Source organism: Sphingobium sp. VMM, assembly GCF_056790315.1.
Genome location: NZ_JBXGSI010000006.1, coordinates 190303 through 210984, shown reverse-complemented (window position 1 = coordinate 210984; position 20682 = coordinate 190303). Strand labels below are relative to the sequence as shown.

25 protein-coding genes are annotated in these 20682 nt (G+C 63.5%); 14 read left to right on the top strand and 11 right to left on the bottom strand.

Annotated features, from left to right (window positions below):
* The first annotated feature begins 183 nt into the window (after positions 1 to 183).
* A complete protein-coding gene (locus tag ACUCV3_RS10185) occupies positions 184 to 1485 on the top strand; it encodes a dicarboxylate/amino acid:cation symporter (protein ID WP_037521091.1) in 1302 nt (433 codons plus the stop codon).
* A gap of 36 nt (positions 1486 to 1521) precedes the next feature.
* Here the strand turns inward: ACUCV3_RS10185 and ACUCV3_RS10180 are convergent, their stop codons facing one another.
* The 3 genes from ACUCV3_RS10180 to ACUCV3_RS10170 form a co-directional block, all read right to left on the bottom strand.
* Complete coding sequence (locus tag ACUCV3_RS10180) at positions 1522 to 2289, bottom strand: ThuA domain-containing protein (RefSeq protein WP_048937307.1); 768 nt, start codon at positions 2287 to 2289, stop codon at positions 1522 to 1524.
* 71 nt (positions 2290 to 2360) lie between these two features.
* Positions 2361 to 2747: a RidA family protein gene (locus ACUCV3_RS10175; protein WP_048937379.1), complete on the bottom strand. Its 387-nt coding sequence runs from the start codon at positions 2745 to 2747 to the stop codon at positions 2361 to 2363.
* Positions 2747 to 3904 carry a DSD1 family PLP-dependent enzyme gene (locus ACUCV3_RS10170; protein ID WP_482240594.1) on the bottom strand — a complete coding sequence of 386 codons (1158 nt, stop codon included), beginning with the start codon at positions 3902 to 3904 and terminating at the stop codon, positions 2747 to 2749. The genes ACUCV3_RS10175 and ACUCV3_RS10170 overlap by 1 nt, the downstream gene beginning before the upstream one ends.
* 149 nt (positions 3905 to 4053) lie before the next feature.
* Here ACUCV3_RS10170 and ACUCV3_RS10165 point away from each other — a divergent pair, with 149 nt between their 5' ends.
* From ACUCV3_RS10165 to trmFO, 5 genes are all read left to right on the top strand, one after another.
* Entirely contained in the window at positions 4054 to 4599 is a 546-nt protein-coding gene (locus ACUCV3_RS10165) for a GbsR/MarR family transcriptional regulator (protein ID WP_482240593.1), read from the top strand.
* Between the two features lie 61 nt (positions 4600 to 4660).
* Positions 4661 to 5683, top strand: a complete 1023-nt coding sequence (locus tag ACUCV3_RS10160) for an SRPBCC family protein (protein ID WP_048937310.1) — start codon at positions 4661 to 4663, stop codon at positions 5681 to 5683.
* A 20-nt stretch (positions 5684 to 5703) separates the two neighbouring features.
* Positions 5704 to 6075 (top strand): hypothetical protein, encoded by a 372-nt coding sequence (locus ACUCV3_RS10155; RefSeq protein WP_037520998.1) that lies wholly within the window; start codon positions 5704 to 5706, stop codon positions 6073 to 6075.
* A gap of 51 nt (positions 6076 to 6126) precedes the next feature.
* Positions 6127 to 6534 (top strand): hypothetical protein, encoded by a 408-nt coding sequence (locus tag ACUCV3_RS10150; RefSeq protein WP_037521000.1) that lies wholly within the window; start codon positions 6127 to 6129, stop codon positions 6532 to 6534.
* A 123-nt stretch (positions 6535 to 6657) separates the two neighbouring features.
* Positions 6658 to 8004 (top strand): methylenetetrahydrofolate--tRNA-(uracil(54)-C(5))-methyltransferase (FADH(2)-oxidizing) TrmFO, encoded by a 1347-nt coding sequence (gene trmFO / locus ACUCV3_RS10145; RefSeq protein ID WP_048937311.1) that lies wholly within the window; start codon positions 6658 to 6660, stop codon positions 8002 to 8004.
* Positions 8005 to 8020: 16 nt separating this feature from the next.
* On the opposite strand, the gene ACUCV3_RS10140 is transcribed toward trmFO, so the two are convergent.
* Positions 8021 to 8485, bottom strand: a complete 465-nt coding sequence (locus ACUCV3_RS10140) for an EF-hand domain-containing protein (RefSeq protein WP_482240592.1) — start codon at positions 8483 to 8485, stop codon at positions 8021 to 8023.
* 44 nt (positions 8486 to 8529) lie between these two features.
* On the bottom strand, positions 8530 to 9189 hold the full coding sequence (locus ACUCV3_RS10135; protein ID WP_279728292.1) for a hypothetical protein: 660 nt from the start codon (positions 9187 to 9189) through the stop codon (positions 8530 to 8532).
* 139 nt (positions 9190 to 9328) lie between these two features.
* Here ACUCV3_RS10135 and ACUCV3_RS10130 point away from each other — a divergent pair, with 139 nt between their 5' ends.
* From ACUCV3_RS10130 to ACUCV3_RS10120, 3 genes are read left to right on the top strand one after another with little or no spacing between them, the layout of a single operon-like run.
* A complete protein-coding gene (locus ACUCV3_RS10130) occupies positions 9329 to 11251 on the top strand; it encodes a TadE/TadG family type IV pilus assembly protein (protein ID WP_482240591.1) in 1923 nt (640 codons plus the stop codon).
* The gene (locus ACUCV3_RS10125) at positions 11248 to 11841 is read left to right on the top strand and encodes a TadE/TadG family type IV pilus assembly protein (RefSeq protein WP_278988256.1); all 594 of its coding nucleotides are present in this window, start codon (positions 11248 to 11250) and stop codon (positions 11839 to 11841) included. The genes ACUCV3_RS10130 and ACUCV3_RS10125 overlap by 4 nt, the downstream gene beginning before the upstream one ends.
* 1 nt (position 11842) lies before the next feature.
* Positions 11843 to 12490 (top strand): TadE/TadG family type IV pilus assembly protein, encoded by a 648-nt coding sequence (locus ACUCV3_RS10120; protein WP_482240590.1) that lies wholly within the window; start codon positions 11843 to 11845, stop codon positions 12488 to 12490.
* 64 nt (positions 12491 to 12554) lie between these two features.
* Here the strand turns inward: ACUCV3_RS10120 and ACUCV3_RS10115 are convergent, their stop codons facing one another.
* The 4 genes from ACUCV3_RS10115 to eno form a co-directional block, all read right to left on the bottom strand.
* Positions 12555 to 13922: a pyruvate dehydrogenase complex E1 component subunit beta gene (locus ACUCV3_RS10115; protein WP_279728295.1), complete on the bottom strand. Its 1368-nt coding sequence runs from the start codon at positions 13920 to 13922 to the stop codon at positions 12555 to 12557.
* Positions 13922 to 14995: a pyruvate dehydrogenase (acetyl-transferring) E1 component subunit alpha gene (pdhA, locus tag ACUCV3_RS10110; RefSeq protein WP_004211796.1), complete on the bottom strand. Its 1074-nt coding sequence runs from the start codon at positions 14993 to 14995 to the stop codon at positions 13922 to 13924. The genes ACUCV3_RS10115 and pdhA overlap by 1 nt, the downstream gene beginning before the upstream one ends.
* Before the next feature lie 230 nt (positions 14996 to 15225).
* On the bottom strand, positions 15226 to 15537 hold the full coding sequence (locus ACUCV3_RS10105) for an FtsB family cell division protein (protein WP_004211795.1): 312 nt from the start codon (positions 15535 to 15537) through the stop codon (positions 15226 to 15228).
* 90 nt (positions 15538 to 15627) lie between these two features.
* Complete coding sequence (gene eno / locus ACUCV3_RS10100) at positions 15628 to 16902, bottom strand: phosphopyruvate hydratase (RefSeq protein ID WP_037521021.1); 1275 nt, start codon at positions 16900 to 16902, stop codon at positions 15628 to 15630.
* A gap of 226 nt (positions 16903 to 17128) precedes the next feature.
* Between eno and ACUCV3_RS10095 the strand changes: the two genes are divergently transcribed.
* The 5 genes from ACUCV3_RS10095 to ACUCV3_RS10075 all read left to right on the top strand — a co-directional run bounded on the left by ACUCV3_RS10095 (position 17129) and on the right by ACUCV3_RS10075 (position 19466).
* Positions 17129 to 17734, top strand: coding sequence for a hypothetical protein (locus tag ACUCV3_RS10095; RefSeq protein ID WP_004211793.1), 606 nt, complete (start codon positions 17129 to 17131; stop codon positions 17732 to 17734).
* A gap of 65 nt (positions 17735 to 17799) precedes the next feature.
* Entirely contained in the window at positions 17800 to 18174 is a 375-nt protein-coding gene (locus ACUCV3_RS10090) for a phage holin family protein (protein WP_048937317.1), read from the top strand.
* Positions 18171 to 18494 (top strand): hypothetical protein, encoded by a 324-nt coding sequence (locus ACUCV3_RS10085; RefSeq protein WP_048937318.1) that lies wholly within the window; start codon positions 18171 to 18173, stop codon positions 18492 to 18494. Before ACUCV3_RS10090 ends, ACUCV3_RS10085 begins: the two co-directional genes overlap by 4 nt.
* Positions 18487 to 19140: a hypothetical protein gene (locus ACUCV3_RS10080; RefSeq protein WP_004211790.1), complete on the top strand. Its 654-nt coding sequence runs from the start codon at positions 18487 to 18489 to the stop codon at positions 19138 to 19140. The genes ACUCV3_RS10085 and ACUCV3_RS10080 overlap by 8 nt, the downstream gene beginning before the upstream one ends.
* A gap of 104 nt (positions 19141 to 19244) precedes the next feature.
* The gene (locus tag ACUCV3_RS10075; RefSeq protein ID WP_004211788.1) at positions 19245 to 19466 is read left to right on the top strand and encodes a DUF4170 domain-containing protein; all 222 of its coding nucleotides are present in this window, start codon (positions 19245 to 19247) and stop codon (positions 19464 to 19466) included.
* A 63-nt stretch (positions 19467 to 19529) separates the two neighbouring features.
* Here ACUCV3_RS10075 and ACUCV3_RS10070 read toward each other — a convergent pair whose 3' ends face one another.
* A complete protein-coding gene (locus tag ACUCV3_RS10070) occupies positions 19530 to 20189 on the bottom strand; it encodes a rhomboid family intramembrane serine protease (protein ID WP_048937319.1) in 660 nt (219 codons plus the stop codon).
* A gap of 4 nt (positions 20190 to 20193) precedes the next feature.
* Positions 20194 to 20670: a transcription elongation factor GreA gene (greA, locus tag ACUCV3_RS10065; RefSeq protein WP_004211784.1), complete on the bottom strand. Its 477-nt coding sequence runs from the start codon at positions 20668 to 20670 to the stop codon at positions 20194 to 20196.
* Between the last annotated feature and the right edge of the window lie 12 nt (positions 20671 to 20682).

Below are 20682 nucleotides of genomic sequence, written 5' to 3'. Positions count from 1 at the left end.
CCCTGATGGACCCGAGCGACGATTGTGGCATAGCGGATCGCGCCGTTCCATGCGTTTGATCGGACGGCGCGCGGAAAGAGGGCCACCTTATCCGCACTGAACCCCTTGAAAGAATTGCTTGCGCGCAATCGGATAGATGCCATCCGATATAGCGCGCCGGTCGTCCAAAGGAAAAATGCCATCATGGCCCTCAATTATCGCAGCTTCGGCTTCCAGGTTCTGCTCGGCATGGTCGTGGGCCTTGCCCTCGGTCTCGTCGCGCGCCAGATTGGCGCCGGTCCGGATGGCGACCTCAACTGGCTGGCGACCACGCTCAAGACGGTCGGATCGATCTTCGTCTCGCTCTTGAAGGCGATCGTTCCACCTCTGGTCTTCGCCGCGATTGTCGCGTCGATCGCCAATCTGCGCGCGCTCGACAATGCCGCCCGTCTCGCCGGCCAGACCCTGCTCTGGTTCGCGATCACCGCACTGATCGCGGTCAGCATCGGCCTCGCCATCGGCCTGATCGTTCAGCCGGGCGCGGGCCTGCACGGCACCGCGCTCGCCATGGGCAAGGCGGATTCGGTCGGCGGCTGGCTCGATTTCCTCAAGGGTCTGGTCCCCGGCAACAGCCTGGCCCTGTCGGGTAGCACCAAGATCACTGACGGCAGCGCCAGCACCAGCATCTCGTTCAACATCCTGCAGTTGCTGGTCATCTCGATCGCGGTCGGCCTCGCCACGCTGAAGGTCGGCGACAAGGCGGAGCCCTTCCTCTCCTTCGTCCGCTCGCTGCTCGCCGTCGTCCGTGCGATCCTGGGCTGGGTCATCCGCCTGACGCCGATCGGCTCGGCCGCGCTGATCGGCACCGCGATCGCCACCTATGGCTGGAGCGCACTGGCGCAGCTCGGCACCTTCACCGCCGCCATCTATCTCGGCCTCGGCCTCGTCCTGCTGGTGGTCTATCCGCTGCTGCTGATCGCCAATGGCCTGAAGCCCGGCCCTTTCTTCGCCAAGGCCTGGCCGGCGATCCAGCTCGCCTTCGTCTCGCGCTCGTCGGTCGGCACCCTGCCGGTGACCGAGACCGTGACCGAGCGGCTGGGCGTCGACAAGGGCTATGCCGCCTTCGCGATCCCGCTCGCCTCCACCACCAAGATGGACGGCTGCGCCTCCATCTATCCGGCACTGGCAGCGATCTTCGTCGCGGGCTTCTATGGCATCCCGCTGCACTTCATCGACTATGTGCTGATCGTCTTCGTCTCGGTCATCGGCTCGGCCGCGACCGCCGGCCTGACCGGCGCGATCGTGATGCTGACGCTGACCCTCTCGACGCTGGGCCTGCCGCTCGAAGGCGCCGGCCTGCTGCTGGCGATCGACCCGATCCTCGACATGGGCCGCACCGCCGTCAACGTTGCGGGCCAGGTGCTGGTGGGCGTCATCGTCGCCAAGCGCGAGGGCATTCTCGACGAAAGCGCCTATTATGGCGAGGGCGAACTGGTCGCCGCCTGATCGAAAACCGGGCGGCGCGGGCGTTCCGCGCCGCCGTCAGGGCAGCTGGCCGCGCCCGGTCGCCGTCCAGTAGATGCCGCCCATCAGATGGTCGAGATAGCGCGGATCGCGATACATCTCGCCATTATGGCCCAGCGTGGTGACGAACACCCGCCCCTTCTCATAGGCATGATACCAGGCGACGGGATGCTCCCGCCCCATCGGCCTTGCCACCTGCCCCAGCCAGATTTTGGTCGGGTCGTAGCTGCTTTCCTCGACATTCAGCACCGGATGGATCGTCACCTTATAGGGGTTGGCGGTGACATAATATTCGTCGGTCCAGATCCAGCGATCGGGCAGACCATAGGTGGCGGGGAAACCCTTGTCGGTCGGCGTCACCACCGCCGTCTGCACCATCGGATGGATGACGAAGCTGCGCCCGACCATCTTCTCGTACCAGGCCCATTCGCCCGGCGGCGTGATGAGCGCGCGATGCACGACGATGGCATTGCCGCCCGCCCGCATATAGGCCTCGAACCTGGCGCGCTGGGCCGGGTTCAGTTCCTCGCCCGGCGTATTGAGGAACATCACCGCCGCATATTGGCTGAGATCGCCATCGAAGACGGACGTGTTGTTGGCCCAGGTGAAGCTGAAATCATGCAGCTTGCCAAGATTCTCCAGACTGTCCCGCGCGATCGGTATATATTCATAATGATATTTGTTCGGGATGGCGAGGACGAGCAACTTATACTGGTCCTCCGCCCGCACCGCTGCGGGCACCGACAGCGCCATCAGGGCGATGAGTGCCCCGACCTTGTTTCTCATCCGCCTGCCTCCTTCACTCGCCTATCGCTAGGACAGGCGGCGACGGAAAGATAGCGCTCCCATGGTCGTAATCAGCCCGGTAGCAGGCCGATCGCGTCCACTTCGACCAGACAGCCATGATGAAGTTCGGGTGCGGGCACTACCGTGCGCGCCGGCCGGGCGTCCCCCATCATCTCGGCATAGATACCGTTGAAACGCGGCCAATTCTCGACGCCCACGATATAGGCGGTGACGCGCGCGATCCGTTCCGGCCCGCATCCTGCCTCTGCCAGGATCGCCAGCATATTGCCGATCGCCAGCCGTGCCTGGTCCTCAAACGACAGGTCACTACGCGGCCCCTGCCCCGCCACCACCGGCAATTGCCCCGACACGAAGACGAAGCCATTCGCAATCGTCGCCTGCGCATAATGGCCGGCGGGCGCCGGCGCCTTGTCGGTCTCGATCCGCTGCACGTCCATCACCATCCTCCAAATCGCGGCCAGACCGCTTCCACCATATCGCTGCCGTCCCGCACCACATGATAGCGATCATGCTGCGCGCCGGTGGCACAGGCGTGATTGGGCAATATTCGCACCCGATCGCCCACCGCCAGGTCCGGCAGCGCGCCGGATGCCCCCGGCCGCAGCGCGATGATGCCATGTTCCTGATTGGCATCGACCAGGATCAGATCGCCATAGGGCCGCCCGTCCCGGTCGCAGACCAGGCCATAGCCCTGATCGACATCCTGTTTCGCCGTGCCGCGATCGCGCGACATCGCCATCCAGCCGGCATCGACCAAGATCCAGCCCTTGTCCCGCTGATGCCCGATCACCGTCGCCAGCACCGACAGGGCGATGTCGTCCACAGAACAGATGCCGATCCCGGCCATCACCAGATCGAAGAAGACGAAGACGCCGGCGCGCACCTCGGTCACGCCGCTCAGGTCCGTGGCGTGATGCGCGGTCGGGGTCGATCCGACGCTGATCATCGGACAATCATGTCCCGCCTCCCGCAAGACCCGCGCCGCCGACACCACGGCATCCCGCTCGGCGTCAGCGCAGGCGCGCAGTTCCGCCGCGCCGCGCGCGCCATAGCTGCCGCCGGCATGGGTCATCACGCCGCGCAATGCGCCGCCCTGCGCCAGCGCCGTGCCGATCGCCCGCAGCCGCGCCGCATCGTCGGGCTGCACGCCCGACCGGTGGCCGTCGCAATCAATCTCGATCAGGGCCGGAATGGCCGTGCCCGCCGCGCGCGATGCGGCCGCGACCGCCTCTGCCTGCTCGACCGAATCCAGCACGATCGCCAGGTCCACGCCCTGCGCCCGCAGCGCAAGTATCTCGGGCAACTTGGCTGGACTGATGCCGACCGCATAGAGAATGTCGCGCACCCCGGCCGCCGCAAAGCGGCGCGCCTCCTGCAAGGTCGATACCGTCGCCGGTCCTTGCGCCGTCGGCATCAGCCGCTGCGCGACCTCGACCGACTTGGCGGTCTTGAGATGCGGCCGCATCCCTACGCCCAGCCCGTCCAGATGTGCCCGCAGCCGCGCGATATTGCGATCCATCCGGTCGGCATCCAGCACAAGGCAAGGCGTCGACAAGCTATCGAGGGGAAAGGGATCGTCGGAAAAGGCAGACATAAGAGGCTCCGTTGCTGACCCGCAGATTGCTGACATGCGGCGGCTTTTCAACGGGCTCGACGAATTCCGACGATTTTTCCTCCGCCGTCACCGCCCCCTTGCCCGACTCTTTTCATTCCGTTACTTCTGTTTTTACAGAAAGGAATGTCATGCCACTTCTCGACCATCCCGATGCCAAGGCGTTCCTGCTCCACTGGGGTGAGATGGGCACGCAATGGGGCGTCAACCGGTCGGTCAGCCAGGTCCATGCACTCCTCTATCTGTCGGACCATCCCCTGCCCGCCGACGAGATTGTCGACCAGCTCGGCCTTGCCCGCTCCAATGTCTCGACCGCGCTCAAGGAACTGCAATCCTATGCGATCGTCCGCCGGGTCCATGTAGAGGGCGACCGGCGCGACCATTTCGTCGCGGAAACCGATCTGTGGGAAATGCTCACCCGCATCGCTGCCGAGCGCAAGCGGCGCGAGATCGACCCAACCATCGCCCTGCTGAACGACCTCGCCCAGCGGCTCGCCAGGGATGAAAGCTGCCCGCCCCATGTACGCGAGCGCATCACCCGCATGCATGAATTCATGTCGACGCTTGGCAACTGGTATGAGCAGGTCAACAAGCTGCCCAAGTCGACCCTGATCGCCCTCATGAAGCTCGGCAACAAGGTCGCCCGCTTCATTCCTAGCGGCAAGAGCAAGGACTAGTCGCTGCTAATCGATGCGCCCTGACGCCCGATCGCACCCAGCTATTTCGGAGTTTACAGAAATGTCTGACAAAAACGACGAAAATCCCGATCCCATCGCCCCGCCCGTTCGCGCCGGATCGGCCCCGCTGCGCATTGCATCGGCCGTCGCGCTGGCCATGGCCTTTGCGATCGGCGTCTATCTGCTGCTCGACGCCACCCGCGTGAACGGCCTTGTCAGCTTCACCTTCCTGCTGCTCCTGCCCGCCGCGCTCACCGCCTTCGTTGCCTATGTCGGCGATCCCTGGGCGGAGCGGTCGCGCCGCTATTATATGACGATGCCGCTCTGGCTGCTGGGCGCGACCATCCTCCTGTCCGTCCCGGTGCTGAAGGAAGGGGTGATCTGCATCGTCATGCTCGCCCCGCTCTGGATCGCCAGCGGGCTGGCTGGCGCCTATGCCACCTATCGGCTGCGCGGCCGTGCTGGCGATCGCGGCACCAGCTATTGCATGGCGGTGCTGGCCATGCCGCTGATCGCGATGCAGGTCGAACCGATGATCCCCCTGCCCGACGCCACCGCCACCGTCAGCCGCTCGATCATCGTCGAGGCCAGCCCGGACCGGATCTGGCCGCTGCTGCGCGGCATTCCCGATGTCCGACCGGGCGACGGAACATGGACCTTCACCCAGGATGTGCTGGGCGTACCCCGGCCGCTCGGCGCCCATATGCTGGGTGACGGGATCGGCGCAGTCCGCATGGCCGACTGGGGCCGGCAGGTGCGGTTTCGCGAACATATCATCGATTGGCAACCGGGCCGCAGCATCGGCTGGCGCTTCGATTTTCGCGGGCTCGACGCCTGGCAGTTCACCGACCGGCACCTGATGCCCGACAGCGCCTATTTCAAGGTGACGACCGGCGGCTATCGCATGGAACCGGCCGGCCCCGGCCGCACTCGCGTCATCATCGACACCCATTATTGGATGCAGACCCCGGTCAATGGCTATTCCCGGCTGTGGGGCGAAATTTTCTTGGGCGACATCGAAAAGAACCTGCTCGTCCTCATCAAGCAGCGCGCCGAACGGCCGGTCGCGCCCGCCATCCTCTGACTGCCAAAAGGAGATGAACCATGGTTGAAACCGCCTATGCCCTCTATCTGGTCATCACGCTCGCCATCACCATCTGGGTCGCGCGCACCCTGTCGAAAAATGGCGAGGTCTTCCTGATCCAATGTTTCGGCCATGATGCGCAACTGGCCCGATCGACCAACCATCTGCTCGTCGTCGGCTTCTACCTCGTCAATATCGGCTTCATCACCCTGACGCTCAGCCTGGGCAAGGAACCGACCAGCTATGCCGAAACGATCCGCTTCCTCAGCGCCAAGATCGGCCTCGCCGTGCTGGTGCTGGGCGGCATGCATTTCTTCAACATGGGCGCGATCGCCCATTTCGGCCGCAAGGTGAATGGCTGGCTGCACGACGGCCATCCCCAGGCCGCCTGATCGCCAGCCGGAAGGGTGCGCCCCACCCTTCCCCCTTTCCGGGAGGTTCCGATGTCCCATGCCGATCCTGCCCATCTTCGCGGCGGCGCCCGCGCGATCCTGACCGCCGGCCCGTTGTTCGTGACGCTCTATCTGGCCGCCGATCTCTATCGCCGCATACCCGATGCCATTACGGTGGATCTGGGAATCCTCATCATCCTGCCCCTCATATTGCTCTTCGCGTTGATCTTCGGCCCCTTGGTTGCCGCCATCCCGATCATCATCGGGACGACGTCGATGCGCGTCCTGGCATATCATTGTCCCCTTTTTGCCCCCCGCGCCTTCTGGTTGCTCGCCGGTGCCGCCGTCGGCTTCGGCGTGGCTTATGGCTGCGACCTATTGGGGGAATTCCCTGATTTGAGCTTTGCCCTGATCGCAACCAGCGGCCTCAGCGGCTGGCTGGCCTACACCCCGGAATAGTATTTCCGCGCCCCTGTCCTATTGAACCATGCCCCGCTATACTGATTGCATCTCATAACAATATGTCCCACTGGCGTTCGGAAATTACCGAATGTGCGGGAAAAGTGCGAAGTTAAGCGAAATATGTCCAATCACCAGATCCATGTCATCGGCGGCGGTCTCGCCGGTTCGGAAGCCGCCTGGCAGCTCGCCCAGGCCGGTATCAAGGTCCGCCTGTCGGAAATGCGCGGCACCGGAGAGATGACCCCGGCGCACCAGACCGACGGCCTGGCCGAACTGGTCTGCTCCAACAGTTTCCGTTCCGATGATGCGGACAAGAATGCCGTGGGTCTGCTGCATCAGGAAATGCGGCGTCTCGGCTCGCTGATCATGGACCGCGCCGAACCGGCCAAGGTGCCGGCCGGTTCTGCCCTGGCGGTCGACCGCCATGTCTTTTCCGACGGCGTTACCCGCGCACTCGCCGAACATCCCAATGTCGAGATCGTGCGCGAGCGGATCGACACGCTGCCGACGGAGGGCATGACCATCGTCGCCACCGGGCCGCTGACCGCCGCCGCGCTGGCCAGCAGCATCGGCGAAGCCGCCGGCATGGAGCATCTCGCCTTTTTCGACGCGATCGCGCCGGTCATCCATTTCGACAGCATCGACATGGAAGAATGCTGGATGGCCAATCGCTGGGACAAGATCGGCCCCGGCGGTGGCGAGGGCAAGGACTATATCAACTGCCCGATGAACAAGGAGCAGTATCAGGCCTTCGTCCAGGGGCTGCTCGACGGCGAGAAGACCGAGTTCAAGGAATGGGAGTCGAGCACCCCCTATTTCGAGGGCTGCATGCCGATCGAGGTGATGGCCTCGCGCGGGCCGGAAACGCTGCGCCATGGCCCGATGAAGCCGATGGGGCTGGACAATCCCAAGACCGGCCGCTGGCCCTATGCCGTGGTCCAGCTGCGCCAGGACAATGCGTCGGGCACGTTGTGGAACATGGTCGGCTTCCAGACCAAGCTGAAGCATGGCGCCCAGGTCGAGCTGTTCCGCACCATTCCGGGGCTGGAAAAGGCGGAGTTCGCGCGGCTGGGCGGCCTGCACCGCAACACCTTCATCCAGAGCCCGAAGCTGCTCGACCCGACGCTGCGCCTCAAAAGTGCGCCGCATATCCGCTTCGCCGGGCAGATGACCGGGTGCGAGGGCTATGTCGAAAGCGCTGCCATCGGCCTCATCGCCGGGCGTTTCGCCGCGGCCGAGATACTGGGCCAGGACCTGGCGCCGCCGCCCGCCGACACGGCACTGGGCGCGCTGCTCGGCCATGTCACCGGCAATGTCGAGACCGCCGACTATCAGCCGATGAACGTCAATTTCGGCCTGTTCCCGACGCTGGACGACGTCAAGAAGAAGCAGCGCAAGGAAGCCTATACCGCCCGCGCCCGCGCCTCCTTCGGTCGCTGGCTGGGTGAGGTGGTGGAACCGGCCTGATCCATCCGGGACAGGCTCAGCATTTGCAGCGCGGTTTCGCCGCCCGCTTCGGCGCGGTGGTGGCGAACTCGGCCGGGGTCAGCTTGCCGTTCTTGTCGGCATCGGCCCCGGCAAAACGATCCGCGGTGGCCATCGCCCATTCCTCGAACGACAGGAGATTATCCTTGTTCGTATCGAGCTGTTTGAACGCGGCGGTTCGGCTGCCCAGCATCTCGATCCGGCTGATGATGCCGTCGCGATTGCGGTCATAACGGGCAAAGCGCTTTTCCTCGCGGCTCTGCGGACTGGCCTCGCCGGGCATCGGCGGCGGCTCGCCTACCGCATCGGGATCGCCTTCGGGCAGGACTTCGTTGGCTGGCGGTGGCGGTGGCGCGAGCAATGCCTTGGGCGGCGGCTCGTTGGTCGCCCGCCCCTGCCACCAGAACAGGCCGGCCGCGACCAACAGCAACGCCCCCATGCCACCTGCCAGCAACCGTCCCATCGCCCGCTCCCCACTTCGTGACGGCGCGAACCTATCGCGATCGACTAGCGCCCGACAAGCGCGATCCGCATCAACCGCCAGGCCATGTTCCGCGTCAGCCCGACCGGCGCCCGCTGCCCCCGCTCGACATCATGCCGTGCCAGCAGATAGGCGATGCGCAGCGGCTTCCACGCCTTGGGCCACACCGGATCACCAACCTGCGGCAACAGGTCGCGGGCCAGCCCAATCGCCGCATCCGCCAGTGCTTCGTCGCCGCTATGGGCGGACAGATCCCACAAAGCCCAGACCTTGCCCGCCGCGATCAGCCAGTCGGGCGCATCGGCTGCATCGGCCAATGCCTGGAACAGCCCGCCGCCGCGGCCGGCGGCATAGTCGCGCAAGCCGGTGAGGTCGATCTCCGGCTCCACCACCAGCACTTCCCAGCCATCCAGCATTGCGGGAATGCCGGGCGCGTCCAGCGCACCGATCGCGCGCAGCCAGTCGACCACCGGTTCGCCCTGTCCCTTGACGCCCGCCGCGTCCGTAACGACGCCCAGCCACCAGGCGAGACGCATCTGCCCGATCGCTGGATCGCTGGTGGTTCGCGCAATTTGCGCAAAGCGCTGATCCAGCGCCCAGAGCGCCCGATGCCGCTCGGCAAAGCGCCTTGCATGCCCGGAAAGCAGGCGCGCCAGCGGCGCCAGATCGTCCGTGCGATCCATCATTTCGATCCCGATCTAAAAATGGCTTATCAATCCTTTAACCAGACTTCGCATAGAGACCCTAACCAGTCCCGTTGCATGGCCGACGATGGCCCTGTCCAGATTTCTGGGGGGAAACGGGCGACATGGGTGAATGCGGAACATGGGCAAGCAGATCAAGCGCGCGATGACATTCCTCGGCCGGCTTCGGCGCAACCAGGCAGGCAACACGCTCGCTATGGTGGCCGCGGCCGTCATTCCCCTTGCCGGTCTGATCGGGGGCGGCGTGGACATGAGCCGCGCCTATATGGCCAAGGCCCGTCTGCAGCAAGCCTGTGACGCCGGTGCGCTGGCTGGTCGACGCTCCATGACGACCTCGTCCATGACGTCCACGGACATTGCGGAAGCGCAGAAATTCTTCAATTTCAACTTCCCGCAGAACACGTTCCAGACGGACAGCTTCACGCCGAACATCCGCAGCGATCCGAGCCTGACGACCACCGTTTTGGTTTCAGCCGACACGCGCATCCCGACCACGATCATGCGGATATTGGGCTTCCAATATCTCGACCTGTCGGTGTCGTGCAGTTCGAAATTCGACATCGGCAATACCGATGTGATGCTGGTGCTGGACACAACCGGTTCGATGAGCAGCAATATCAGCGATGGCGCGGGCGGCACCACGACGCGTATTGCGGCCCTGCGCCAGGCCGTGCGCGCCTTCTACGACACGCTTGGCCCCGGCAACACCAATACCGGGCGGGTGCGCTATGGCTTCATGCCCTATGCCAGCAACGTCAATGTCGGGCGCCTGCTGCCCACGACGGCATTGGTCGGCGGAACCACTGGCGACACCTGGGGCTATAACAGCCGCCAGATGACCTATTATAACGACACCCCCGCTTCGACCAGCACCTGCTATCGAGGCTACAAGAGCAGCGGAAGCAATAACTGTCGTATGACTTCAGGGAGTGCCCAGAGCGACTCCAGCAATGTGGACCTCGCCGCCTGCAGATCATGGGCGCAAGCCGCCACCTCGATTAGCGGCAATTATCCCAACATGATCACCAGGGTCACCTATTCCGCCTATTCGTGGGATGGGACCACGCCCTTCCCATCTTCTGGCAACAACAACAAGAAATGTGTTCGCCAGGAAGTGACGACCACGCATACGAGCAATGTGACCGGTGGCACCGGCAATACGTCGCTCGACAAATGGTCCTATAACAAGATCAACCTCACGGTTTCCGACTATGTCCGTGGCACGGCCATTCCAAATCCTGCCTATAATGACGGCACGACGTCGACCTGGGGCGGCTGCATCGAGGAGCCGGATACGATCAACACGATCAATTCTAGCACCTCGTCCAGTTCCGTCCCAACCGGCGCGAACGACCTGAATATCGACCTGATCCCAGATTCCAACGCGACCCGCTGGCGCCCATTCTGGCCGGACGTATCCTGGTATCGCACCTCGACGCCTGCCACTTCGCCCTATTGGAGCAGTTGGGGCGGCGATCAGGCTGCCTGCCCGGCCCCAGCACGACCGCTGGCGGAATATACATCGCGGGATGCGGCGCCCAGCAACGATCCCAGCGCCACATCGTTCAATACCTATGTGAACTCGTTGGAACCCTGGGGTTTCACCAATCACACCACCGGGATGGTCTGGGGTGCCCGTATGATGTCGCCAAACGGGATCTTTGCCGCCAATAACGGCGCAGCCCCCAATGGCTTCACCATTTCGCGACACGTCATCTTCATGACGGACGGTGCGATGACCGCATCGGACGGCAATTATGACGGCTGGGGCATCAACAGGCTGGATGGCCGCATTGCCCCGACCGGCACCAGCACCGATGATCTGGTGACGATCCAGAACAAGCGCTTCTCGATTGCCTGCGAAGCCGCCAAGCGCAGGGGTATCACCATCTGGGTGATCGTCTTCGCCAGCGCGTCCAATGCCACGCTCAACAGTTGCGCCTCCAGCACCGACCATGTCGCCGTGTCCACCAACGCGGCCGCGCTGACCACCCAATTCACCACCATTGCCCAGAATATCGGCGGGCTGAGGCTCTCGCAATGATCGCGCGCCTCCTGCCTGTCCGCAACCTTGCGGCTGACAGCCGCGGTGCGACGCTGGTCGAGTTCGGCTTCGTCATAGGGCCGCTCTGTCTGATCATCATGGGCATCGCCGACCTGGGCTATCAAAGCTATCTCAACGCCGTCACCAAGGGCGTCCTGGACCAGGCTGCCCGCGCCGCCTCGGTCGGGACGATGACGTCGGCCCAGATCGACACCTATATCAATCAGCGCATGGCCCCGATCGTGTCGAAAAAGGGCAGCGTGGATATCACCAAGACCAGCTATTATAATTTCTCGCGGATCGGGAAGCCCGAGAAGATCCTGACCGATACCGCGCCGCTTGGCACCTATAATGCGGGCGACTGTTTCGAAGACAGCAATGGGAACGGCATCTATGACACGAGCGCCGGCGCGACCGGCCTCGGCAGTGCCGACGACGTCGTCTATTATCAGGTCACGGTCACCATGCCGCGCCTATTTCCCATGGCGAAAATCCTTGGCTGGTCAGCGACGCAAACCGCCACGTCATCGGTCATTCTTCGCAACCAGCCCTGGTCCAATCAGATCAGCCCGACGAAAGTCTGCACCTGACATGCGCATGCCTTCGCCCCCCCTTCTGCGCCGGCTGCGGCAGGATCAATCAGGCCTGGCCCTGATCGAGTTCGCCTATTCGCTGCCCGTCCTGCTGGCGTTGACGCTAGGCGGGCTGGAAGTCGCCAATCTGGCCATCACCCATATGAAATTGAGCCAGCTTGCCATGCTGGTCGCTGACAATGCCTCGCGCGTGCGTGCGTCAATCGACGAGGCCGATATCAACGAGATATTCAGTGGCGCAGCGCTCTCCGCCAATGGACTCAATTTCGCCGCCAATGGCAAAATCTTCCTGTCGGACCTGGAGCCCAACAGGCAGGATGCGCCCAATACAGGCCAATATATCCGCTGGCAGCGCTGCTATGGCAGCGGCAGTTTTACCTCCACCTATGGCACCACAGGCAATGGCGCATCCGATGCCAGCATGGTCGACGGCATGGGACCGACCAACCGAAAAATCAGCGCCGGTAACGGCACGGCGGTGATGTTCGTTGAAGTCGCCTATAAATATCAGCCGCTCATTTCGAACAGCATCTTCGGCGAAAAGACCATCCGCTACACCAGCGCGTTCAACGTGCGCGAACGGACCGACCAGGCAATGAAAAATGCCGGCAACCTGTCCACCTCGCAGACTGCAGCCTGCTCCTGATAGCCGGCCACCATAGGTCTGATTAAAAAAGGGGCGATCCGATCGGACCGCCCCTTTTTCATTCTTATTTGTAGCAGACCTTCTTGGCCGCTTCGACCACGCGGGCCGCGTCGATCAGCGCCAACTTTTCGAGATTGGCGGCATAAGGCAGCGGCACATCCTCGTTGGTGACGCGCAGGACCGGGGCATCAAGATCGTCGAAGCCCTTTTCCATCACGACGGCGGCGATTTCCGACGCGATCGAGCAGGTCGGCCAGCCTTCTTCCACCACCACCAGGCGGTTGGTCTTTTTGAGGCTCTCCAGCACCGTCGCGGTGTCGAGCGGGCGCAGCGTGCGCAGGTCGATCACTTCGGCGTCGATGCCCTCGGCCGCCAGCGTCTCCGCCGCGTCGAGCGCCAGGCCCACGCCGATCGAGTAGCTGACCAAGGTGACGTCCTTGCCCGGACGCATGATCCGCGCCTTGCCGATCGGCAGGACATAATCGTCGACCTTGGGCACGTCGAAGCTGCGGCCATAGAGAAGTTCATTCTCCAGGAACACGACCGGGTCGGTCGAGCGGATCGCGGCCTTCAGCAGGCCCTTGGCGTCGGCCGCATCATAGGGCGCGATGACGATCAGGCCGGGAACCGCGGCATACCAAGGACCATAGTTTTGCGAGTGCTGTGCGCCGACGCGGCTGGCCGCGCCGTTGGGACCACGGAACACGATCGGGCAGCGCATCTGGCCGCCGGACATATAGTTGGTCTTGGCAGCCGAGTTGATGATGTGGTCGATCGCCTGCATGGCGAAGTTGAACGTCATGAACTCGATGACTGGACGCAGGCCACCCATGGCCGCGCCGGAACCGATGCCGGCAAAGCCATATTCGGTGATCGGCGTGTCGATGACGCGCTTGGGACCGAATTCGTCGAGCAGGCCCTGGGTCACCTTGTAGGCGCCCTGATATTCGGCGACTTCCTCGCCCATCACGAAGACGCGCGGGTCCGACCGCATTTCCTCGGCCATGGCGTCGCGCAGCGCTTCGCGCACAGTCGTCTTGACGAACTCGGTGCCGGCCGGAAGGTCCGGATCCTGCACGGTCGCCTTGGCTTCCGACGCCAGCTTCGACGTGCCGCTTTCCGCCTTCTTGGGGGCCTCTTCTGCCTTGGGCGCTTCGGCCTTCGGCGCAGGTGCCGGAGCAGCCTCGCCGCCCTCGCCCGCCATCGTCGCGATGACAGTGCCGACCTTCACGCCCTCGGTGCCTTCGGCAATCACGATCTGGCCGATCTTGCCTTCGTCGACGGCTTCGAATTCCATCGTCGCCTTGTCGGTCTCGATCTCGGCGAGAATGTCGCCGGACTTCACTTCATCGCCTTCCTTCACCAGCCACTTGGCCAGCGTGCCCTCTTCCATCGTCGGCGAGAGCGCCGGCATCTTGATTTCGATACCCATTAATATTGCTCCACCAGCACGTCGGTATAGAGTTCATGCATCTCAGGTTCGGGCGAGGTTTCGGCGAAATCGGCCGCTTCGGCGACGATCTTGCGGATATCCTGGTCGATGACCTTGATCTCGTCCTCGCTGACGCCGGCGTCGATCAGATATTTCTTCACGCCCTCGATCGGGTCGCTGTTGTCGCGCACCGCCTGAACCTCGTCACGCGAACGATATTTGGCCGGGTCGGACATGGAGTGACCGCGATAGCGGTAGGTCTTCATTTCGAGCAGGATCGGGCCATTGCCGCCCTGGACCCACTTGAGCGCTTCCTCGGTCGCGCCGCGCACCGCCAGAACGTCCATGCCGTCGACCTGGATGCCGGGGATACGGAAGCTCTCGCCACGGCGATAGAGCTGGTCTTCCGACGAGGCGCGGTTGACGCTGGTGCCCATGGCATATTGATTGTTCTCGATCACGAAGATGATCGGGAGCTTCCACAGTTCGGCCATGTTGAACGATTCGTAGACCTGGCCCTGGTTGGCCGCGCCGTCGCCGAAATAGGCAACGCACACGCCGCCATCGTCGTTATATTTGTGGGCGAAGGCCAGGCCCGCGCCGAGTGACACCTGGGCGCCGACGATGCCGTGGCCGCCATAGAATTTATGCTCGACGCTGAACATGTGCATCGAACCGCCCTTGCCGCGCGAAATGCCGGCTTCGCGGCCGGTCAGTTCGGCCATGATGACCTTGGGATCGATGCCATAAGCGAGCATGTGGCCATGGTCGCGATAACCGGTGATCACGCTGTCCTTGCCGGGCTTCAATGCCGACTGGATGCCGACCGCAACCGCTTCCTGGCCGATATAGAGGTGACAGAAACCGCCGATGAAACCCAGACCATAAAGCTGGCCGGCCTTTTCCTCGAAGCGGCGGATCAGAACCATCTGCCGATAGAATTCCAGCAGCTCTTCCTTGCTGGCCTTGTAGTCGGTGGGCGTTTCGGGGCGCGGACGATTATGGTCCGCACCGGCCGGCACTGCGGCCTTTGCCTTTGCGCTGTCGGCGCGCGGCGTGGTTGGTTTCGCCAAGGCTATTATCCTTTTGCGTGGGTAGGATGGAAGGAAGCCCGATATGCGTCAGAGTTGCATAGATTGCAACGGCGGACCCCACGGAATCCCGGCATAATGAATGTCCCGAGTGCAAAAACGACAATCCATGACAACGCTGTCGAAAACGGGTCGCGAACGACCGGCAACAAAATGTTGCCGCGACAGGATTTTACCAAATAAATGGAAAGCGCACCCTATCGACGCGCGGATCAGTTCAGCGGAACGATCACTTCATCATGGTGAATCACGCCGAGCTGGCGACGGATCAGTTCGTCAGACAGATCGGGATCGACGCGGCGCGGATTGAGCAGGTCCACCCGGTTGCGCAACTCCTGCCGATGCAGCTGGACGATCTTGAGCTCAGCCTTCGCATCGCGCAGTTGGCGCGAATAATCGCCCCAGGCGAGCACGCCATTGGAGCCGAGCACCACATAGCCGGCGAAGAACAGCAGCAACAGCACCGCGATTGCCGGCCCGAGGGCCGACATCAATAGCATGCGGAGCTTCGCGATATGCGCCATGAACTGCTTGAATCACAGGATTCGGCCGGTCGCAAGCAAAAATATGCCCGATGCGACCAGCCGAATCCCTAACCTGAAATTAGCCGTGGATCAGCGGAAGATCGAACGACCGGCATAGACCGCCATGTCGCCCAGTTCCTCTTCGATGCGGATCAGCTGATTATACTTGGCAAGCCGGTCCGAACGGGCGAGCGAGCCGGTCTTGATCTGACCGCAATTGGTGGCGACGGCAAGGTCGGCGATGGTCGAATCCTCGGTCTCGCCCGAACGGTGCGACATGACCGCCGTGTAGCGGGCACGATGCGCCATATCGACGGCGGCGAGCGTTTCCGACAGCGTGCCGATCTGGTTGACCTTCACCAGCAGCGAGTTGGCCAGCCCCTTGCCGATGCCCATCGACAGGCGGGCCGGGTTGGTGACGAACAGATCGTCGCCGACCAACTGGACCTTGTCACCGATCTTGTCGGTCAGCGCCTTCCAGCCCTCGAAATCATCCTCGCTCATGCCGTCTTCGATCGACTTGATCGGATAGTCGGCGGCCAGCGCGGCGAGATAATCGGCCATTTCGACCGGCGAGAGCGACAGGCCTTCGCCCGAAATCTCGTACTTGCCGTTCTTGAAGAATTCGGTCGCGGCACAGTCCAGCGCCAGCACGACATCGTCACCGGGCTTGTAGCCGGCCTTTTCGACCGACAGCATGATGAAGTCGAGCGCATCGCGGGTCGAGGCGATGTTGGGGGCAAAGCCGCCCTCGTCACCGACCGAAGTGGCCAGACCCTTGTCGTGCAGCCCCTTCTTGAGCGTGTGGAAGATTTCCGAACCGATGCGCACGGCGTCGGCGATGCTCTCCGCACCGACCGGCATGATCATGAATTCCTGAAAGTCGATCGGGTTGTCGGCATGCTCGCCGCCGTTGATGATGTTCATCATCGGCACCGGCAGAACATGCGAGGACACGCCGCCGACATAGCGATAGAGCGGCAGGCCGCGCGCGTCGGCGGCTGCCTTGGCAGTGGCAAGCGACACGCCCAGGATCGCGTTGGCGCCCAGACGCGACTTGTTCTCGGTACCGTCGAGCGCGATCATCGCAGCATCGACTTCGCCCTGGTCCTCGGCATCGAGGCCAATGAGTTGCTCGGCAATCTCGTCATTGACGGCGGCGACGGCCTGAAGCACGCCCTTGCCCAGATATTTGCTCTTGTCGCCGTCGCGCTTTTCGACCGCCTCATAGGCACCGGTCGACGCGCCCGACGGCACGGCGGCGCGGCCGAAGCTGCCATCTTCCAGCATCACGTCGACTTCGACGGTCGGATTGCCGCGGCTGTCGAGAATCTGGCGGGCGTGGATATCGAGAATGGCGGTCATGATCGCTCCCTGATCTGGGCCCGGACACGCGCCGGGCGGCCTTTTCGCGGCCCCGCTTAGCCAGCAGCCCCAAACTTGGCAATCCGGGGGACTTGCCATCGGACAAAAAATGCCGATGCTCAAAATAGTAACGGCGCCGGAACTGTAGGCCGCCGCCAAGCATTAGGATCATGACAGCCCGCCCCGCGCGGGACCATGAGGTTGAGCTTTAGGGAGACTTTGGACAATGGCCGACACCCCGGAAACCCCGCCCGTCAAGCGCGTGAAGAAGGCGGTTGCCGCCAAGGCGAAGCCGGCGTCGACCAAGGCCTCCACCCCGGCCGTCAAGGCCGCGCCGGTGAAGAAGGCCGCCACCCGCAAGGCGCCCGCAAAGCCCGGAAACGGGGCCGCCCATGGCTGGTCCGCGCAGATCGCCCCGATCAAGGCGCAAGCCGAAAAGGCCGCCAAGGCCGCGACCGACAAGATCAATTCGGTCGATTGGAAGGCGCATATCGACCCGATCAAGGAGCAGGCCGGCAAGACCGCAAAGTCTGCGGCGAGCAGTGCCAAGGACAAGACCGGTTCGGCCATGCAGAGCCTGTCGAAGCTGATTGCAGACACCGCCGGCACGGTCGATGCGAAGCTCGGCCCGCAATATGGCGATTATGCCCGCCAGGCAGCGGAATCGGTGGCCAGTGCTGCAGATACGCTGGATAGCAAGGACGTGGACCAGTTGATGACCGAGGCGCGTGATTTCGTGCGCAAGAGCCCGGCCGTTGCCATCGGCGCGGCCGCCGTGGTCGGCTTTGTGCTGATGCGCCTTGCCAAAGGATCGTCCGACAGCGACGCCTGACGAACGCAAGACAGGATTATCGTGACGGCTAACCGCAGGCCCCGGTTCACGGGGCGGAGGGGCAATTGACGCAGGAACCAGCGGATACGGTGGCAACGCCGCAGACCGAGGGGAATGAGGAGTCTGTCCGCGCGACATTCGCCCGCCTCTACACCGATGGCCGCGCCTATGCGCAGGCGGAGGTCGAGCGCCAGAAGCTGCGCGCCGGCATTGCTGGCGCCGGCATCCGCAATGCCGCTATCCTGGGGATCGTGGCGTTGATGCTGCTGTTCGCAGCGATCGTGACCCTGTTGATCGGATTGGTGATTGCGCTGTCAGCGACGATCGGGCCGCTCTGGGCAACGCTGGCGGTGTTCGGCGGCGCTGTACTGATCGCCGTCCTGCTGCTGCTGCTGGCCAAGGGACAGATCAGCCATATGTTGAAGACGATCAAGTCATGAGCCGGGAACAGGCCTATCGCGAAGCGACCGAACGCGCGGTGCATCTGCGCAGCAAGGCGGTCCTGAGCCTTGCCGATGCCCAGGCGCGGATCGCACCCGATCGGCTGAAGGCCGATTTCGAGGCGAAGATCACGGCGACTGCGCTCGACGGCGTCGCCTATGTCGGTGCCAAGGTGCGCCAGCGGCCGGTTGCAACCGGCGCGGCGGCAACCGGCATCGTCCTGTTTCTCTTCCGCCGCCCCCTCACGGCACTTTTCGGACGCCTGTTCGTTCGACTGAGGAACCGTAACACGGAAATTTCGGAGATTGATGATGGCTGACATCCGCGCCCAACTGACCCGCGTCCGCGAAGCGGCCAATGACGCCGCCGGCAGCGCAACCGACATGATCAAGGACAGCACCGGCAAGGCGCGCGAAAGCGCCGGCGAACTGATCCAGACCGGCAAGGACAAGGCGAGTGAAGCCTATGGCGACGCGCGCGACCGGGGCCAGCGTGTCGCTGCCCGCGCCAACGAGATCATTCAGGAGCATCCGGTTGCGGCTGTGGCCGGCGCGGTGGCGGCAGGCGCGGTCATCGCCTGGATGTTCCCCAAGAGCCGTAAGGTGATGAAGGCGTTGCCGGGTCTGGCCGCCACCGCCGGCGCCCGCGTGCTGGAGGCGGCCGCCACTGCCCGCACCGCCGCGAGCGAGAATAGCGAGTCGCTGCGCCATAATGCTGGCGAAGCACTGGCGAGTGCGCGGGACAATGCCGGCGAAGTGCTGAGCAAGGCCCGCGAAACGGCCAGCCATGCGCTGTCGAGCGCCAAGGAAAGCGCAAGCGACACCGCTGCAGCGGCCCGTGACGCCGCGGCATCGGCCGATCTTGGCGGCAAGGCATCGAAGCTGGCGGACGAACTGGTCGCGCTCGTTTCCACCCGCGTCGAGGCGCTGGGCGACGCGATCAAGGCGCGATTGCCGAAAAGCTAATCGCGATTGCCGCAAACGCAATCGACACAAAGGCCGCTTTCCTTGGCGGATCGCAGGGACGATGCTAAGGCACCGCGATCAGTCAAAGGAGAACATATAACGCCATGAGCAAGATGCATCTGGTGATGGGCGGCCGCGTAACCAACCCGCAGACGCTGGAATTCCAGGACCTCAGCAAGGTCGACCTGGTTGGCGTCTTCCCTGACTATGCCTCGGCCGAAAAGGCCTGGCGCGGCGCGGCGCAGCGCACCGTCGATGACGCCGAAATGCGCTATGTGATCGTCCATCTGCACCGCCTGCTGGAGCCTGAGCTGCCGGCAGCCTGATGACCCGTTTCGGGCGAGACCGGATCATGCCCCGGTTTCGCCCGAACACATATTATCGAACGATCAATTGATAGCCTGGGGCCGTTTGCGGAACCGCCAGCGCAGCAAGGGCCGGGTCAGGGCTAGCCCTGCCAGGAAGCCGCCAATATGCGCGGCAATCGCGATCTGACCCAGATCGCCCAATCCCCCCGCCGTCGCCACGCCGATCATCAACTGGATCGCGATCCAGGCGGCCGCCAGCCACAGCACCCGCACGAAATTGGCCGACAACGGCCCGATCCGCCGCACCTGTTGCTGGCTGTAAAGCAGCGCATAGGTGGCGATGATCGCGGAAATCGCGCCACTCGCCCCGACCATCGGATTGATCGATTCCGGCGTGATCGCCCATTGGGCGAAGCAGGCGGCATAGGCGCCGGCGACATAGAGGATCAGCGTGCCGGTGCGGCCCAGCACATGTTCGACCTGCCGCCCGCAGAAAAGCAGCATCAGCAGGTTGAAGCCGACATGCAGCCAGCCGGCATGGACGAAGGTGCAACTGAGCGGCGTCAGCCACCACGGCACCGCCGCCATGCCGTCCAGCAAGCCGGGGTTACCAATGCGGGCGGGCATGAACCCGCCCAGCAAGGCCGCATTGTCGATCTGCCCGGTTGCCAGCAGCAACAGGAACAGAACGAACGTGACCAGCGCGATCGCGTTGGTCGTGCGTCCGGCAGGCAGTTTCACGGGATCAGATGAACGCGATCTTGTCGACCAGGTAGAATTTGTCGCCCGACGGGACCGACACTTCCACCTCGTCACCGACCTCGCGGCCGATCAGCGCACGGCCCAGCGGGCTGTTATAGCTGATCATGCCCGCCTTGGCATCCGCCTCGGCCTGGCCCACGATCTGATATTTGACCGGCTTGTCGTCCTCGTCCAGCAGGGTCACGGTCGCGCCGAACACGATCTTGTTACCCGACAGGGTGGTCGGATCGATGATCTGGGCGCGCGACAGCTTGTCTTCCAGGTCGGAAATCGTTGCCTCGACCTGCCCCTGCCGTTCCTTGGCGGCGTGATATTCGGCATTTTCCGACAGGTCGCCGTGGGCACGAGCTTCCTCGATGGCGTCCACGATCAGAGGGCGCTCGGCCTTCAGCTCGCGGAGCTGCGCATTGAGCTTGTCATAGCCCACCTGCAGCATCGGCATCTTCTCGACGGTCGCCATTATTGCAAATCC

Excerpts from the sequence above, each read along its gene's own strand:
- ACUCV3_RS10185 (WP_037521091.1), top strand. The coding sequence starts at position 184 with ATGGCCCTCAATTATCGCAGCTTCGGCTTCCAGGTTCTGCTCGGCATG.
- ACUCV3_RS10180 (WP_048937307.1), bottom strand. The coding sequence starts at position 2,289 with ATGAGAAACAAGGTCGGGGCACTCATCGCCCTGATGGCGCTGTCGGTG.
- ACUCV3_RS10175 (WP_048937379.1), bottom strand. The coding sequence starts at position 2,747 with ATGGACGTGCAGCGGATCGAGACCGACAAGGCGCCGGCGCCCGCCGGC.
- ACUCV3_RS10170 (WP_482240594.1), bottom strand. The coding sequence starts at position 3,904 with ATGTCTGCCTTTTCCGACGATCCCTTTCCCCTCGATAGCTTGTCGACG.
- ACUCV3_RS10165 (WP_482240593.1), top strand. The coding sequence starts at position 4,054 with ATGCCACTTCTCGACCATCCCGATGCCAAGGCGTTCCTGCTCCACTGG.
- ACUCV3_RS10160 (WP_048937310.1), top strand. The coding sequence starts at position 4,661 with ATGTCTGACAAAAACGACGAAAATCCCGATCCCATCGCCCCGCCCGTT.
- ACUCV3_RS10155 (WP_037520998.1), top strand. The coding sequence starts at position 5,704 with ATGGTTGAAACCGCCTATGCCCTCTATCTGGTCATCACGCTCGCCATC.
- ACUCV3_RS10150 (WP_037521000.1), top strand. The coding sequence starts at position 6,127 with ATGTCCCATGCCGATCCTGCCCATCTTCGCGGCGGCGCCCGCGCGATC.
- trmFO (WP_048937311.1), top strand. The coding sequence starts at position 6,658 with ATGTCCAATCACCAGATCCATGTCATCGGCGGCGGTCTCGCCGGTTCG.
- ACUCV3_RS10140 (WP_482240592.1), bottom strand. The coding sequence starts at position 8,485 with ATGGGACGGTTGCTGGCAGGTGGCATGGGGGCGTTGCTGTTGGTCGCG.
- ACUCV3_RS10135 (WP_279728292.1), bottom strand. The coding sequence starts at position 9,189 with ATGATGGATCGCACGGACGATCTGGCGCCGCTGGCGCGCCTGCTTTCC.
- ACUCV3_RS10130 (WP_482240591.1), top strand. The coding sequence starts at position 9,329 with ATGGGCAAGCAGATCAAGCGCGCGATGACATTCCTCGGCCGGCTTCGG.
- ACUCV3_RS10125 (WP_278988256.1), top strand. The coding sequence starts at position 11,248 with ATGATCGCGCGCCTCCTGCCTGTCCGCAACCTTGCGGCTGACAGCCGC.
- ACUCV3_RS10120 (WP_482240590.1), top strand. The coding sequence starts at position 11,843 with ATGCGCATGCCTTCGCCCCCCCTTCTGCGCCGGCTGCGGCAGGATCAA.
- ACUCV3_RS10115 (WP_279728295.1), bottom strand. The coding sequence starts at position 13,922 with ATGGGTATCGAAATCAAGATGCCGGCGCTCTCGCCGACGATGGAAGAG.
- ACUCV3_RS10105 (WP_004211795.1), bottom strand. The coding sequence starts at position 15,537 with ATGGCGCATATCGCGAAGCTCCGCATGCTATTGATGTCGGCCCTCGGG.
- eno (WP_037521021.1), bottom strand. The coding sequence starts at position 16,902 with ATGACCGCCATTCTCGATATCCACGCCCGCCAGATTCTCGACAGCCGC.
- ACUCV3_RS10095 (WP_004211793.1), top strand. The coding sequence starts at position 17,129 with ATGGCCGACACCCCGGAAACCCCGCCCGTCAAGCGCGTGAAGAAGGCG.
- ACUCV3_RS10085 (WP_048937318.1), top strand. The coding sequence starts at position 18,171 with ATGAGCCGGGAACAGGCCTATCGCGAAGCGACCGAACGCGCGGTGCAT.
- ACUCV3_RS10080 (WP_004211790.1), top strand. The coding sequence starts at position 18,487 with ATGGCTGACATCCGCGCCCAACTGACCCGCGTCCGCGAAGCGGCCAAT.
- ACUCV3_RS10075 (WP_004211788.1), top strand. The coding sequence starts at position 19,245 with ATGAGCAAGATGCATCTGGTGATGGGCGGCCGCGTAACCAACCCGCAG.
- greA (WP_004211784.1), bottom strand. The coding sequence starts at position 20,670 with ATGGCGACCGTCGAGAAGATGCCGATGCTGCAGGTGGGCTATGACAAG.